10 protein-coding genes and 3 pseudogenes are annotated in these 15,804 nt (G+C 62.6%); 5 read left to right on the top strand and 8 right to left on the bottom strand.

Annotated elements, in window-relative coordinates; genetic code table 11:
* The 3 genes from FB009_RS10765 to FB009_RS10755 all read right to left on the bottom strand — a co-directional run.
* The coding region (locus tag FB009_RS10765; protein ID WP_145161602.1) for a beta strand repeat-containing protein at positions 1-4,375 on the bottom strand (4,375 nt) is incomplete at its 3' end.
* 309 nt (positions 4,376-4,684) lie between these two features.
* On the bottom strand, positions 4,685-6,130 hold the full coding sequence (locus tag FB009_RS10760) for a two-partner secretion domain-containing protein (protein ID WP_012067719.1): 1,446 nt from the start codon (positions 6,128-6,130) through the stop codon (positions 4,685-4,687).
* Positions 6,131-6,239: 109 nt separating this feature from the next.
* A complete protein-coding gene (locus FB009_RS10755; RefSeq protein ID WP_012067718.1) occupies positions 6,240-7,886 on the bottom strand; it encodes a ShlB/FhaC/HecB family hemolysin secretion/activation protein in 1,647 nt (548 codons plus the stop codon).
* Between the two features lie 773 nt (positions 7,887-8,659).
* On the opposite strand from FB009_RS10755, the gene FB009_RS10750 reads away from it, so the two are divergent.
* The gene (locus tag FB009_RS10750; RefSeq protein ID WP_012067717.1) at positions 8,660-9,793 is read left to right on the top strand and encodes a DUF1513 domain-containing protein; all 1,134 of its coding nucleotides are present in this window, start codon (positions 8,660-8,662) and stop codon (positions 9,791-9,793) included.
* On the opposite strand, the gene FB009_RS10745 is transcribed toward FB009_RS10750, so the two are convergent.
* Positions 9,745-10,293 carry a GNAT family N-acetyltransferase gene (locus FB009_RS10745; RefSeq protein ID WP_012067716.1) on the bottom strand — a complete coding sequence of 183 codons (549 nt, stop codon included), beginning with the start codon at positions 10,291-10,293 and terminating at the stop codon, positions 9,745-9,747. The genes FB009_RS10750 and FB009_RS10745 overlap by 49 nt on opposite strands.
* Positions 10,294-10,374: 81 nt before the next feature.
* Between FB009_RS10745 and FB009_RS10740 the strand changes: the two genes are divergently transcribed.
* The 4 genes from FB009_RS10740 to guaA all read left to right on the top strand — a co-directional run bounded on the left by FB009_RS10740 (position 10,375) and on the right by guaA (position 13,743).
* Complete coding sequence (locus tag FB009_RS10740) at positions 10,375-10,908, top strand: TspO/MBR family protein (RefSeq protein ID WP_012067715.1); 534 nt, start codon at positions 10,375-10,377, stop codon at positions 10,906-10,908.
* 78 nt (positions 10,909-10,986) lie between these two features.
* The gene (locus tag FB009_RS10735) at positions 10,987-11,439 is read left to right on the top strand and encodes a PaaI family thioesterase (RefSeq protein ID WP_024311271.1); all 453 of its coding nucleotides are present in this window, start codon (positions 10,987-10,989) and stop codon (positions 11,437-11,439) included.
* Positions 11,436-12,074 (top strand): 5'-methylthioadenosine/S-adenosylhomocysteine nucleosidase, encoded by a 639-nt coding sequence (locus FB009_RS10730; protein WP_012067713.1) that lies wholly within the window; start codon positions 11,436-11,438, stop codon positions 12,072-12,074. Before FB009_RS10735 ends, FB009_RS10730 begins: the two co-directional genes overlap by 4 nt.
* Positions 12,075-12,180: 106 nt before the next feature.
* Positions 12,181-13,743: a glutamine-hydrolyzing GMP synthase gene (gene guaA / locus FB009_RS10725; protein WP_012067712.1), complete on the top strand. Its 1,563-nt coding sequence runs from the start codon at positions 12,181-12,183 to the stop codon at positions 13,741-13,743.
* 121 nt (positions 13,744-13,864) lie between these two features.
* Here the strand turns inward: guaA and FB009_RS10720 are convergent.
* The 4 genes and pseudogenes from FB009_RS10720 to FB009_RS10700 all read right to left on the bottom strand — a co-directional run.
* Positions 13,865-14,087, bottom strand: a pseudogene (locus FB009_RS10720) (zinc-binding dehydrogenase); the annotation flags it as partial.
* Between the two features lies 1 nt (position 14,088).
* Positions 14,089-14,343: pseudogene (locus FB009_RS33145) on the bottom strand (SDR family NAD(P)-dependent oxidoreductase); the annotation flags it as partial.
* Between the two features lie 2 nt (positions 14,344-14,345).
* A pseudogene (locus FB009_RS32990) lies at positions 14,346-14,451 on the bottom strand (NADP oxidoreductase coenzyme); the annotation flags it as partial.
* Between the two features lie 142 nt (positions 14,452-14,593).
* Positions 14,594-15,739: an alpha-hydroxy acid oxidase gene (locus FB009_RS10700; protein WP_012067711.1), complete on the bottom strand. Its 1,146-nt coding sequence runs from the start codon at positions 15,737-15,739 to the stop codon at positions 14,594-14,596.
* Positions 15,740-15,804 lie beyond the last annotated feature (65 nt).

The following is a 15,804-nucleotide window of genomic DNA, read 5'->3' as shown; positions in this document are numbered from 1 at the left end:
ACGCGAAGCTACCGCCGGAGAGCGTGTCGCTGCCCTGAAGCGCACCCGACGTCACGATCGCCGTGCCCGACGCCGAAACGGTCCCGTCATAGACCCTGCTCACGGCCTTTGTCGAAACCGTCAGCGCACGCGCCGTGATCTCGCTGGCGGTATTATCGGCATAGGTCAGGATGTAGTTGCCGCCGGAATTGCCGTCATTGAGCGTCACATCCGAAACCGTCACCGTCTTGCCGGCGCCCGCATGCTTGTCGGCGAACGCGAAGCTACCGCCGGAGAGCGTGTCGCTGCCCTGAAGCGCACCCGACGTCACGATCGCCGTGCCCGACGCCGAAACGGTCCCGTCATAGACCTTGCTCACGGCCTTTGTCGAAACCGTCAGCGCACGCGCCGTGATCTCGCTGGCGGTATTATCGGCATAGGTCAGGATGTAGTTGCCGCCCGAATTGCCGTCGTCGATCGTCACATCCGAGACCGTCACCGTCTTGCCGGCGCCCGCATGTTTGTCGGCGAACGCAAAGCTACCGCCGGAGAGCGTGTCGCTGCCCTTCAGCGCACCCGACGTCACGATCGCCGTGCCCGACGCCGAAACGGTCCCGTCATAGACCTTGCTCACGGCCTCTGTCGAAACCGTCAGCGCACGCGCCGTGATCTCGCTGGCGGTATTATCGGCATAGGTCAGGATGTAGTTGCCGCCCGAATTGCCGTCGTCGATCGTCACATCCGAGACCGTCACCGTCTTGCCGGCGCCCGCATGTTTGTCGGCGAACGCAAAGCTGCCGCCGGAGAGCGTGTCGCTACCCTGCAGCGCGCCCGACGTCACGATCGCCGTGCCCGACGCCGAAACGGTCCCGTCATAGACCTTGCTCACGGCCTCTGTCGAAACCGTCAGCGCACGCGCCGTGATCTCGCCCACCGGGCCCGCTGCGCTCATATTGACCGTTTTGTAGCCATAGACCTTCACCGTGCCATTGACCGCGCTCAGGTGGCTGTCGGCCAGGCTCGCCGTCACGGTCTTGCCCGTGCCGACATGCTTTGTGTCGTAGCTGCCCGCGGTCTGCGTAATACTCACCGTATCGCCATCCACCGCGCCCGAGACCGTGTAATTGCCCCCGGCCAGAACCGCACCGGTCGTCCCGTCATAGGCCTTCGACACCGTGCCGGTCAGACCCACCGTGATCTTGGGGGCAAGGCTATAGAGAAAACCGTTGCCCGCGCCCTGGGCGACTGCCGTCTCACCATATTTCGCATTATACTGCTTGAACCCGTAGGAAAGACCGCCGCGCGTATCGTCCGCCGGGTTCCCGGACCACACCAGCCAGCGCCCGCCTGACGCCTGCAGCGGCGAGGCGCCTGACCTGTTGGTAAAGCGATCACCGGCCAGAACGATCGCATTGCCCGTGGCCGAAGCCGTCAGCACCGATCCGCTGCCGAGCACGATCCCCGACTTCCCGTTCGGCCCGGCGTTTACCGCCAGGATCGACCCCGCATTCACCGTGCCCACCGTGATGTCGCCGCCTTGCCTTTTGGTCTTGCCCGTACCGGCACGCAGGTCGAAGATCACAGCCCCCGTGCCCGCGTCGAGCACCGTGCCCGGGGCCATGGTGATCACCGCCGCGCCGGAGTCCCGATGCGCGTCGACCACACCGTTCTCCAAAAGATCATTGGCGATCAGCGTCACATCCCCGCCATTGCTGGTTATGCCGGCATCGATCAGAACGGAACGCCCTGCCTGCAAGGTCAGCCTCGCCGAACCGTCCGTGACGGCGACCGCCTCGGCAACAGTGATGTCGTTATTGGCCTGCAGGGTCACATTCGTGCCCGCCGAAAGAAGCGACACGATGTCGGAGGGCAGGATATAGCTGTCAGCCGAGGGATCATCGCCATAGTTGGCAGACGAAACCGAATCGCCGTCGAGGATGCCCGCAAACAGATAAACCGCTCCCGAATCGGACACCCTGTTGCCGGCTCCGTCGTCAAGAGGCGCCCCGATCGCCAGAAGGTTCCCCAGCGCGTTCAACGAGACGGATGAACCGAACTTATCATCCTCCTCGAGCGAGACATCGACATTGTTGGCGCCCGAATAGCCATTGCCGATCACCGCCTCCTGCGTACCACCCGAAAACGCCGTGTCGGTGAAGCGAAACAGATAGGCTGCACCCGAATCGTCGATGTTATTGGCCCCGTTACCGCCAAGCGCTCCGACCGCCAGGCGGTTCCCCGACGCGTTCAGCGAGACGGACGAACCGAACGTATCACCGTCCTCGAGCGTGGCAATATCGACATTCTTGCCGCCCGAATAGCCATTGCCGATCACCGCCTCGTGAGTACTGTCCGAAAACGCCGTATCGGTGAAGCTGAACAGATACACCGCTCCAAAATTATTATCTTCAATGATCGGGCTGGTGTCGTGCCCGTCGTCGCCAGGTGCCCCGACCGCCAGCCGATCCCCCGCCGCGTTCAGCGAGACCGACGAGCCGAACCGATCAGCTTCCTCGAGCGCGGCACCATTAAAGCCCGGATAGTCCTTGTCGATCACCAGCTCGGGCGCCCCATCGGAAAATGCCCTATCGGTGAAGCTGAACAGATATGCCGCGCCCGCTTCGACCACGGACCCGTCGCCAGGCGCCCCGACCGCCAGACGATCCCCCGCCGCGTTCAGCGAGACGGACGAGCCGAACCGATCGTCGCTCTCAAGCGCAGCGACATCCACATTCTTATCGCCTGTAGTATTATCATAGCCCCTGCCAATCACCGCCTTGAGCCCGCCACCCGAAAACGCTGCATCCGTAAAGCTGAACAGATACACCGCGCCCGAGTCTTTCACGCCGTTGCCGAACCCGTCGTCCAGGTTCGCCCCAACCGCAAGACGATCCCCCGACGCGTTCAGCGAGACGGAATGACCAAACCAGTCATCGTTCTCGAGTGCAGCGACATCGACATTCTTGCCGCCCGTATAGCCCTTGCCGATCACCGCCTCGAGCGTGCCACCCGAAAACGCTGCATCCGTAAAACTGAACAGATAGACCGCGCCCGAATCTTTCACGCGGTTGCCGAACCCGTCGTCCAGGTTCGCCCCGACCGCAAGACGGTCCCCCGCCCCGTTCAGGGAGACGGAACCACCGAATCCATCGTTTACACCGAGCGCGTCGACATTGACATTCTTACCGTTAGAATAACCCTTGCCGATCACCGCCTCGAGCAGGCCACCTGAAAACTTCGTGTCGGTAAAGCTGAACAGATACACCGCGCCCGAATCTCTCACGCCGTTGCCGGACCCGTCGTCCAGAAATGGGCCGACCGCCAGAAGGTCCCCATCCGCGTTCAGCGAGACCGACGAGCCGAACGCATCAAGTACCTCAAGCGTGGCAACATCGACATTCTTGCCGCCCGTATAGCCCTTGCCGAGCACCGCTTCGAGCGTTCCGCCCGAAAACGCTGCATCCGTAAAGCTGAACAGATACACCGCCCCGGCTCTGCTCACGGAGGTGCCACCAGACCCGTTGTCGCCGATCGCTCCAACCGCCAGCCGGTTCCCCGCCGCGTTCAGCGAGACAGAAATACCGAACTGATCATCCGGAGCGAGCGCGGCGACATCGACATTCTTGCCGTCCGTATAGCCCTTGCCGAGCACCGCCTCGATCGTGCCGCCCGAAAACGCTGCATCCGTAAAGCTGAACAGATACACCGCTCCCGATTTGGAGACGTTCTTGCCGGACCCGTCGTCCAGATCCGCCGCGACCGCCAGGCGGTCCCCCGACGCGTTCAGCGAGACAGAAACACCGAACTGATCCTCCCGAGCGAGCGCGGCGACATCGACATTCTTGCCGCCCGTATAGCCCTTGCCGAGCACCGCCTCGAGCGAGCCATTCGAAAACGTCGTGTCGGTGAAGCTGAACAGATACACCGCGCCCGAATTGGACACGTTGCCGCCGGACCCGTCGTCCTGATACGCCCCGGCCGCCAGTCGGTCCCCCGCGGCGTTCAGCGAAACAGAAGCACCGAACCCATCATCCGCACCGAGCGCGCCGACATCGACATTCTTGCCACCCGTATAGTCCTTGCCGATCACCGCCTCGAGCATGCCGCCCGAAAACGTCGTGTCGGTGAAGCTGAACAGATACACCGCGCCCGAATTGGACACGTTGCCGCTGGACCCGTCGTCCTGATACGCCCCGACCGCCAAACGGTCCCCCGCCGCGTTCAGCGAAACAGAGAGACCGAATCCATCATTTGCACCGAGCGCGATGACATTGCGGTTCTTGCCATATCCTGCGCCAATGATCGCCTGATAGGCCCATCCCGAGACGGTTGCCGGGGTGCCGATGATGATGTTTTTGGGGTCGAGCAGCAGATGCCCGCCCTCTCCGATCTTCACATTGGCCAGCCCGGCGCGCCGCAGATCTCCGGCCGAGGAGATCTCGACCGACCCCCCGCCAGCCGTGCCGCGCGCATCGATGCCGCCGAGGAACGTCGTCCGATCATCCGACCAGACGACTGCCGTCCCGCCGGCGCCCTGCCACGCGGAGACATCGATCGCCGTCGCATCGTTGACGAACGTGGATGACGAGGCCCCAAGCCCGGCAAGAGCGCCCCACCGCCCGACGAAGCTGTCATAATAAACCGTCTTCGTATCAGCTGTCTTGCCCCCCTGAAAACCGCCGCCAACACGAACAAGACCGCCCTGCTAGCGTCCCCGCGCCTCAAGACCCGCGGACAGAAGGCGCACGTCCGGCGCGCTCATGTCGATGCGTCCCCCCTTGCCGTAAACGCCTCCCGCCGCATAGGAACCCGACGTGGCGATCGACTGGTCCGCCATAACGCTGATCGTCCCCCCATGGGTCAGACCCGATACGCTCGTCGACCCCGTCCCCGTCTCCACGACCCGCCGCCCGCGATAGCGGATGCTGCCCCCCGAACCCAGGAGCCCCTGAGCCTCGACGCGCCCCGCAAGAGACAGCACGCCCCGCGACGCGACATCCACGCCGCCGCCGGACGCGCCGGACGCAGTGATCTCGCCGCCAAGCATCACGCCGTCCGCCGTGATCTCCACTATGCCGCCCCGCGCAACCGCAGCTCCACTCGCATCCACACCGCGCACATCGATCGTCCCGTCCGTCGAGAACGGCCCCGCCTTGATCGTCACACGGCCGCCGCCCCCCGAGCCGGACGCATCAAGCCGCCCGCGCCCGGAGACGCGCACAGATCCCGATCCCCCAAGCGTGATCACGCCTCCACGTGACGACACCGACGTCGCACGCACGAGACCGGACACATTCACCGACGCGTTCACCACTTCCCGCGCCGCATGCGCCGTCAGAAGTACCCGGGACCCAGCAAGCGTGCCGCCGTTCTGCACCAGCGCTTCCGCGCCGTCGCCAATCGTCTCCTCGAGCCCATCGCCGGGCGCGAAAGACAGCAGACCGTCGCCGTAAAGATCGACCGAAAATCCCTTCGCCGAAGCCAACGCAACCCGCCCAAAATCGGCCGTGATCACCCCCTCATTGCGCACATGCGGAGCAACGAAGGCCGCAAGTCCCGCATCCCTGACGCTGATCGTCCCGTGGTTGACGACCGAGGCGCCGGGCCGAGCACCCCCCTCGAAGCGCAGAACGTCCGAACCCGACATGAACCCCGCCGTATCCAGATCATGGACCGTCGCGACAAGCCCGCCCGCGTCGACGCGGGCATCCGTCCCGAACACGATCCCGTTCCGGTTCACGAGAACAACCGTGCCATTGGCCTTCAAAGACCCGAGAACCGAGGACGGGTCCCCGCCCGTCACCCGGTTGGCCGTCACGGACGACGCCGACGGCTGCACGAAGCGGGTGGTCTCTCCCGCCCCGATCGAAAAGCTCCGCCAGTCAATCACCGCACGGTCCGTTCCCTGCGTCACAGTCATGACAGTACCGTCCGACCCGATCGAAGCCGAACCCGAAACGACGTGTCCATCGAGCGGATTGCCCGATACGGACTCGACAAAACCGCCAGACAAGACAGTTCCGAGAACGAGTGCGCTCAAGCCGCCGCACAATCTGCCCGCTCCGAAAAGGCCGCCTGCTCCAGGCAAGCCGCCCGCGCCGGAAATGCAAAAGCCCGGCCTGTCATCACGTTCCGAAAGACGATCCTTCATCGCCGCCTCCTGTCTCCGTCCGGCACGCTTCATTGCCGCGCACGATCTGCTTGATCACCCGACTGGCCGGGCCCTGCATTTCATGGTCAAAACCTGCCCGCACTTCATACTAGAACCTGAATGACAGCGCCCCGAGGATCCGCGTCTCATCAGGGGTCCCGACCGACAGCGACACGGGCCGGCTGACCTCAAGTAGACCCGAAGCCTCCGCCGTAAACTGGACACTCAGGCCAAGCCCCAGCGAGGCTGCGTGACCTCTTCCCGGTTCTCCGGACAACACCTCGCCCTTCTGCCAGACGACGCCTCCATCGACGAAAGCATAGAAATCCAGGAACACCGGGGCGCCGAGATCAGGGAAATCGACGGAACGCACCCAATGCAGCTCGACGCTTCCCATCGCGCAATGATCGCCAGTCAAAATACCGGAATCGAACCCCCGACCGAACCGGCGGCCGCCGAAGGAACACTCGGGCGCACTGAACAGGGCGCCCGAGCCAAGAGCCGCCTGGGCGTGCGCCGTCGCCTGCAGGGACAGCGCACCGCCCAGGACGTCGGCCAGAGGCTGATTGCGCTGCGCGTCCAGTTCGACCTTCGTATATTTCACAACCCCGTTGGCGCGGCTGTTGCCGGTCGCCCCGAAAAGATCGACGCCATGCGTCAACGCGCCCCTCAGCGAGGTTACCGCGCGAGTCTGATCCACGAAGTCATACCTACCCCAGACCGAAACCGAACGGAGCCGGTCGTCGACGAAATCCGTGGTGAGGATCGTCGAATTGTCGTTGTCCAGCGAAAAGGAGGCTCCTATGGACAGATTCTCTTCACGGCTACGGATGATCGGGTAGAACCCGTAGAGCTGTGCGCTAACCAGCGAACCTTTATAATCGATGACGTCGAGCAGAATATCGCGCGGATCGATCCGGGACCACAGCCCGGAAACGCCCACGCGCAAGCCCTCCGTCCCGATCCCGACCGAGGCGTCCCCCGATACGCCCAGATAGGCATCCGGCATCAATGACCGCCTGACCGTTAGGCTGACCGACCCGGATCCGGTAAGAACGCCCTGCATCCCGCCACTGGCCTCAAGGACATGCGTGCCGAGAGTATCTGGCATGAAACTATTGTAGCCGACCGAACCGGCGACCGGCTCGTGCGCCGCCTCCAGCGTCAGCACCGCGCCCGCCTCGACCGCAGCCGGGGAGAGGACGCCGGAGGCCGTGACCCCCGGCATATCGTTGATCAGCAGCAGGTAGCGCTCGAGATCTGCCGTGCGCAGCGGTCGCGAGGCGAGGATGCGATCGGCAAAAGCCTGCATGTCGGCCCGAACCGCCTCGGACAGATCGCCCTTTATCACGACCCGCTCGACAAAACCCTCGACGACCTGGATGCGGAACACACCGCCATCGATCTGCTGCTGGGGCACCATGGCAAAGGAGAGCGCATAGCCAGCCTCGCGATAGGCCTGACTGATCGACTCGGCCAGCGCGAAAATCTCATCTACCCGAACCGTGTCGCCGGCCTTGTGGGGCCAGTCGGCCAGGAGCTTGGCCTCGGGCAGGACGGCAGCCCCCTCGATCCTCACGCCGCCAAAGACGAATGTGACCCCCGAAGCACCCTCCGGCACGACCCCATCCTCAACGCGGGGGAGACTGATGGAGTACTGGGTCCTGCGCTGCAGCGGCTGCGTCTCCAGATTGCCCCCGATGCGCGCCGGATCGAGGGTCGAAGGGACCTGTGCCAAAGCATAGGTCGAAGACATCAAAACCACCAACGCCAGGCTGCACCTCATTCGCCTGCGGTTTGTAAATAGTTCGTTAACGACAGTTACGCGCACACCCCACCTCTCCTGCGGATCGAATCTTACCTTAGCAATCATCGAAGCAAAGATAAATACCTTTGCCGTGAACTGTAGCTTATTTTTCCTTTTGCCACATATAGTTTCATGTCTAGCCGTTATATAACAAAATGCAGTAGGAAATAATCTATGAAAGATGCAATACTCATTTATATTATTTATTCAATACTGATTAAAAATTACAGATGTTACTGAAAATTTGCAGTTCTGACAGCAATTATAATATATCGTTATATGCGACTAATGTCTTTGTGTGCATGCTGCATAATCCCCGTGCCATTTTCCTGGATATGGAGCTCCGATTATTCCCTGCGGATCAATGAACTTAACTCGAATGGTTTTTCAGAAGATCGCGGAGCCATTTGAAGAAGCCACTCAACGTTCGGAAGAACACCGGAGAAAACCGACACGGCAGGCGAGGCGGGAGACCGGGATCTCCCGAGGCCGGCCGCCATGTTGCTCCGGCGACGATTGGCGCGGCCAGATCGCGCTCTCGCCGCCGGCAAGACGGCGAAGAGCGACCGCGACCGTGCCCGTTCAACAAGGGGGACCGGCGCCAGTCGCCTTTTTTGTTTCAGGCGTCGTATTTGGCTTTAAGATAGGGTTTGAAGGAGAAGTTCAATCAAAGCCAAAGCCCCTCTCCGACCCCTCGCACGTCCCCCTTTGCAGGAGACCGCATGAAGACCAACAATCTCATCGACCGCCGCAGCTTCGTGAAAATGGCGGGTGCCGCCTGGGTAGCGACGCTTGCCCCCAGGGTCGCGTTTGCACTCGAAAGGGCCGATGCCGTCTTCGCTTCGGGCTTCATGGCACCGGACGGCAGCTATGGTGTCGCCACGCTTACCGAAGAGGGAGAAATCGTGGAGCGCAGCCTGTTGCCTGCGCGTGCACATGGCATGGCTTTCTCCCCGGCATGCCGTCTGGCGGTGGCCTTTGCCCGCCGGCCGGGCACTTATGCGATGATCTTTTCGCCTGATGGCACCGCCGAGCCTGTTGTCATTACCTCCGCCGAGGGTCGCCATTTCTTCGGCCATGGCTGCTTCTCGGCGGACGGCCGGCTGCTTTATGCGACAGAGAACGACTTTTCCGCAAATCGCGGCATGATTGGAATCTATGGCGGACGGCAGGGTTTTACCAAAATCGGTGAATTCCCGACTTACGGCATCGGTCCTCATGATATGACGCTCGCCGCGGACGGACGCACGCTCGCAATCGCCAATGGCGGTATCGAGACCCATCCGGACTTCGGCCGCACCAAGCTCAATCTCGATTACATGGAGCCGAGCCTCACGCTCGTGGACGCTGCGACCGGGGCGCTCATCGAGAAGCATGCGCTGCCGCCGAGCCTCAATCGCCTTTCGACCCGGCATGTCGACATCGGCGCCGACGGACGTGTCTGGTTCGCCTGCCAGTATGAAGGCGCGCGCAACGACCTGCCGCCGCTCGTGGGGCACTTTGCGAAAGGAGAGGATCTCCGTTTCGTCGACCTGCCCGAACGCACCACGGCGGCACTCGCCAATTATGTCGGAGCCATAGCGGTCAACCGCCGCGAAGGACTTGTCGGTCTCACCTCCCCCAAAGGCGGCGTTGCAGTCACCCTGGACGCAAAGACGGGTGCCGTCCTCGCGCAGGAGCAGGTGGCGGACGCAGCGGGCGTTGCCGCGGCAAGTCATGCTTTCGCCTTCTCTTCCTATGGAGGGCGATTCGAGAAGCACCGAAGTCCCGTTGCCTGGGACCAGCACATCGTCCGCCTCGCCGAAGGTCAGGCCGATGCATCTCCGGAGAGAGCCCTCAGATCGTCCCAGCGGTAAGCAAGCTGGTCAAGACTCGCTCTGCCGACGCTGACCCTGCCCTGAGCCACGGCGCGCGCGCCGAGCCGCTCATAAAAGGCCCTGTTGGGATTGTCCTTCAACACCCAGGCAAAAAGCGAGTTTCCCCCTGTCTCCTGGCAATGCGCGGCGACAGCCCGCACCAACGCAGAACCAAGGCCCGCGCGGTGGAACTCCGGCAGGAGATAGAGCTCGTACAATTCTCGATCGAAGGCGGGCGGCATGCCCCTGGCCTTGCCATAGTTTGCAAAGCCGACCACCCGATCCTCGTCCATGTCGGCTGCGGCCATCATCAAGGTGCCCGGGAAACGCATGCGCCGGGCGTGCCGAATGGCCTGTTCTTCGACGGTCATGGCATCGAGGTAATCATCGGCGATAATGCCGCGAAACGTTGCGCGCCACGTACGGACCAGCACCGACGCGATCATCATCAGATCGTCGGGTTCAGCCGGACGGATCTCAAAACGCCGGGAGCTCTGCATGGATCATCATATAGGTGGCGCCGCTTCACCGCCAAACGGGCAGCCGCTGGAAATCATGGCTTGCAGCACCATCTAGCAGGCATGAACAGAACGCTCGTACATATCCTCTTCGTCACAGCCGTGCTCGGCCTTGGCCTCGCCATCGGCTATATCAACATCCCCGATGCATGGTATCGATCGCTGGCAAAGCCGGACTTCACCCCGCCCGACTGGATTTTCGCTCCAGCCTGGTCCCTTCTTTATATCATGATCGGCATCGCCGGCGCGCGCAGTTTTCTGGGTCGTCGCCGCGCGGCTGGTCTTTCAGGCGATCGCCGCGCGGCTGGTCTTCTGGGCGATCGCCGCGCGGCTGGTCTTTCAGGCGATCGCCGCGCGGCTCAGTGGCCACTCTGGCTCGCCCAGATGGTCCTGAACTTTCTCTGGTCGCCGCTGTTTTTCGGGTTGCACCAGATCGCTGCCGCGCTGGTCGTCATCTGCCTGCTGCTCGCGTCCATCGCAGCATTCATCATCGCGAGCTTGCGGCAGGACGGGATTTCGGCCCTGCTGTTTGTGCCCTATCTTGCCTGGGTCGCCTTTGCGACCTTGCTCAACGGCTCGATTTTCCTCATGAATTGAGCTTGCCGCGTCGCAACCGGCATGCCAGTCTCCGGAAAAATCGGGCAGTGGGGCCCCGGAATCAAGGCAAGCCGATCCATGGATGAGAGCGATCCTCATGACTTCAGAAAGCGCATCCGGGAAAGCTTCAGGCGCCAAGCCGCGATGCGCACGATCGGGGCCGAGCTCACGCGCGTCGAATCGGGTACGGTCGAAATCGAGCTGCCCTTCGATCCCAAGCTGACGCAGCAGCACGGGCTCCTGCATGCCGGCGTGATTTCGGCCGCGCTCGATGCGGCCGGAACCTATGCAGGCTATTCGGTAATAGACCCCGAGGCATCGTTGCTGACCATCGAATTCAAGGTCAATCTTCTGTCGCCGGGGCGCGGTGAACGGTTTCTCTTTCGCGGCGAGGTGACGAAGCCCGGCACGACGATCATCGTCTCGGACGGGCGCGGCTATGCGGTCAGGCCCGACGGGCCCGCCAAGCTCATCGCCTCGATGACCGGAACGATGATGGTGGTCCGCGGACGCGAGGGGATCGAAGGATGAGCTTCGAGCTGAAGCCGGTGGCCGGAAGAAAGATCCTCTATGTGATGGCAGTGGACGCCGAATACGGTCCTTGTCTCCGCGAGAGGATGGCGCCGCTGATGACGGGTGTCGGTCCGGTCGAAGCAGCCGTCAGCCTGACCAGGGCGCTGGCGGAGCTCGAAGCGAAGGGTACCCTGCCGGACCTCGTCGTCTCACTGGGGTCGGCCGGCTCCGCGACGCTCGAACAGACCGAAGTCTACCAGGCGGCCTCGGTCGCTTATCGCGATATGGACGCCTCACCGCTCGGCTTCGAAAAGGGCGCAACGCCTTTCCTCGGCCTTCCGGCCGTCATAGACCTGCCGCTCACCGTTCCCGGGGTGAAACAGGCGCGACTTTCGACCGGCGCCGCAATCGTCTCCGGCGCCGCCTATGCGGCCATCGACGCCGACATGGTGGAGATGGAGACCTTCGCGGTACTGCGCGCCTGCCAGGCCTTCGGCGTGCCGCTCATCGGGTTGCGCGGCATTTCGGACGGCAAGGCGGAGCTGAAGCATATCGGCGACTGGACCGAATATCTGCACGTGATCGACGAGAAGCTCGCAGCTACGATCGATCGGCTCGAGACCGCGTTGGAGACCGGCGAAATCAGGCTCTGAGCCTTCTTTAGAGGACGCTTGATTGTCCGGGTGCAATGTTATCGTTGCGCCAGCGGCGGGCATTCATTAAAGGCTCGCCATGATCAAGCTTGCTTGAAGGCCCGCTATGACCCAGACAGCCCATCCCGATACCGTCCTCATCGTCGATTTCGGCAGCCAGGTGACCCAGCTCATCGCCAGGCGCGTGCGCGAATCCGGCGTCTATTGCGAGATCGTGCCGTTCCAGTCGGCCGAGGACGGTTTCCATCGCCTGAAGCCGAAGGCGGTGATCCTGTCCGGCAGCCCGGCTTCGACGCTCGACGTCGGCTCGCCGCGTGCGCCTTCCGTCATTTTCGAAAGCGGCCTGCCGGTCTTCGGCATCTGCTACGGTCAGCAGACCATGTGCGCGCAGCTCGGCGGCAAGGTCGAAAGCGGGCATCATCGTGAATTCGGCCGGGCTTTCCTCGAAGTCGAAAAGGACTGCCCGCTCTTCGAGGGGCTCTGGTCCCTCGGCTCGCGGCACCAGGTGTGGATGTCGCATGGCGACCGGGTTACCGCCTTGCCCGATGGCTTCGAAGTCGTCGCCACCTCTTCCAACGCGCCCTTCGCCTTCATCGCAGACGAGAAGCGCAGATACTATGCCGTCCAGTTCCATCCGGAAGTGGTGCATACGCCCGACGGGGCGAAGCTCATCGCCAACTTCGTCCACAAGATCGCCGGCATCAAGGGCGATTGGACGATGTCGGCCTATCGCGCCAAGGCGGTCGAAGCGATCCGCAACCAGGTCGGCGACAAGAAGGTGATCTGCGCGCTTTCCGGCGGCGTCGATTCGTCGGTTGCAGCACTCCTCATCCACGAAGCCGTCGGCGACCAGCTCACCTGCATCCTCGTCGACCACGGTCTGATGCGCAAGGACGAGGCGGCGAACGTCGTCGCGATGTTCAAGGAGCACTACAACCTCCATCTGCTCCACGTCGACGCTTCCGACCGCTTCATTGGCGAACTCGAAGGCGTCAGCGATCCGGAGACCAAGCGCAAGATCATCGGCCGCCTCTTCATCGAGGTCTTCGAGGAAGAGGCCGGGAAGCTGGGCGGGGCAGATTTCCTCGCGCAGGGCACGCTTTATCCCGACGTCATCGAAAGCGTCTCCTTCACCGGCGGCCCTTCGGTGACGATCAAATCGCACCACAATGTCGGCGGCCTGCCGGAGCGCATGAACATGCAGCTCGTCGAACCGCTGCGCGAACTCTTCAAGGACGAGGTACGCGTCCTCGGCCGCGAGCTCGGCCTGCCCGACAGCTTCATCGGCCGCCATCCCTTCCCCGGTCCCGGCCTTGCGATCCGCTGCCCCGGCGGGATCAGCCGCGAGAAGCTCGAAATTCTGCGCGAGGCGGATGCGATCTATCTTGACGAGATCCGCAAGGCAGGCCTCTACGACGCCATCTGGCAGGCCTTCGCCGTGCTGCTTCCCGTGCAGACGGTCGGCGTCATGGGCGACGGGCGCACTTATGAATTCGTCTGCGCGCTTCGCGCCGTCACCTCCGTCGACGGCATGACGGCCGATTTCTACCACTATGACATGGAATTCCTGGGCCGCGCTGCCACGCGCATCATCAACGAGGTCCGCGGCATCAACCGCGTCGTCTACGACGTCACCTCGAAGCCCCCGGGCACGATCGAGTGGGAATGATTCAGGCCCATCCAAACGCCGCCGATATCAGAAATGTGAACGTGATCGACTTCAATGAGTTAGAGCGGGATGGGGGCGAAGGCCCGCGCACAATTTTCCTCGTCCCGCTCTGGCGATCTATTTACCGGATCTTGACGACGGCTTTTCCCTTCGACCGCCCCGTCCCGACGTAACCCATCGCTTCATTGGTCGCTTCAAAGGGGAATATCCGATCTATGACGGGGCGAATGATCCCGGCTTCGATCGGCGATGCGATCTGCGCCAGTTGATCGCCATTCGCCCGCATGAACAGGAACGAATAGGACGCTGCGATGCTTGGCCTTCCTCCGGATGCCGAAGCTCAGGCGGGGCAATTGCGCCGGCAAATCGTAGAAGTGCGGTCGTGTTGAGCGCGACGAGCCGTGCCATGTCGTCGGTGCTCTGCTCTATGAAGCTACCGCCGATGGCCGTTCCGGCATTATTGACGAGGATGCCGATGCGGGCATCGTCGCGCAGCCTCACCTCTACCGCCGCAAGATCGGCAGGCTGCGTGAGATCGGCGTTGATGATGTCGATCTACACGCCGGTCTCCCGACGCAGGGGAGCCGGCAGAGCCTCCATAACAAAACCTGGAAGATCAGCGGGCTCCAAATACGGCCGCGCGTGCACCAGCGCGCCACCTTCGTTGAGTTTTCCCAACTTGACGGGTGCGAAGCCCAGCTGTTTGGCCGATCCGCCGGGGCGCAGATCACCGCGGTGCGGCGGGGCTCGTGATGACGACGCTAACCTTCTTCGTCGGAGATGCCGACCCCCTGCTGATGAGAGTGCCGGGTACCGACCTGAGGTCGCCGGCGACTGATGTCATGGCGCTCTAGCGAAACCTCAGATTGCTTCGCGTCAGGTCATCAACGCATTTGCATCCCATGAGTTTCATGCTTCGCTCGATCTCAAGGCGCATCAGGTCGAGCGCGCGCTCGACGCCGGCCTGCCCTGCCGCTGCGAGCGGAAAGAGGTAATAGCGGCCCAAACCCACCGCCTTCGCTCCCAGAGACAGCGCCTTGATCACGTGCGTGCCGCGCTGGACGCCGCCGTCCATCATCACATCGATGCGATCGCCGACAGCGTCAACGATCTCGGCGAGCTGGTCGAATGCCGTGCGGGAGCCATCGAGCTGCCGTCCACCATGGTTCGAAAGCACCAGACCCGCGCACCCTATGTCGACGGCCCTTTTGGCGTCCGCAACCGACATCACCCCTTTTAGGCAGAACGGACCGCCCCATTCGCCGACCATTTCGGCGACATCGTCCCAATGCAACGCCGGATCCAGCATTTCGGTGAAATAGCGGCTGATCGACATGGTGCCGCCGCCCATGTCGACATGGCCATCGAGCTGCGGCAGGGCGAAGCGTTCATGTGTCAGATAGTTGATCGCCCAGGCCGGCTTCAGTGCGAATTGCGTGATACCGGCAAGGTTGAGCCGGAAAGGAATTGAAAATCCGGTGCGCTTGTCACGCTCACGGTTGCCGCCTGTGATGCTGTCAACGGTCAGCATCATCGCCTCGACGCCGGCTTCCTTGGCCCGCTGCATCATCGCACGATTGAGGCCGCGATCCTTGTGGAAATAAAACTGGTACACCTGAGGGCCCTGGCCGATCCGCCGCGCTTCTTCGAGGCTCACCGTTCCCAGCGACGAGACGCCGAACATCGTCCCCGTTTTGCTGGCGGCGGCGGCGACCGCGCGTTCACCCTGATGGTGGAACAGCCGCTGCAGCGCGGTTGGTGAGCAATAGACGGGCATAGCGAGCTTCTGGCCCATGACGGTGACGGACATGTCCACTTCGGCCACGCCGCACAGGACGTTGGGAACCAGATCGCAGGCCTCGAAGGCGGCGGCATTGCGCCGCAAAGTCACTTCGTCGTCCGCTGCGCCGTCAATGTAGTTGAAAATCGGGCCCGGCAGCCTTCTGCGGGCAAGGCGGCGAAAATCATGGAAATTGTGGCAGTCTTGCAGTCGCATGCTTGGTTTCCCGTGAGAGAGCGCGGTTCGAACGGGTGTAGCCGCCCCACCCGGAAAAATCCACT

The organism is Sinorhizobium medicae, from assembly GCF_007827695.1.
GTDB classification, from domain to species: domain Bacteria; phylum Pseudomonadota; class Alphaproteobacteria; order Rhizobiales; family Rhizobiaceae; genus Sinorhizobium; species Sinorhizobium medicae.
The sequence above is the reverse complement of the archived record's forward strand: the minus strand, read 5'-3'. Positions and strand labels throughout refer to the sequence as shown.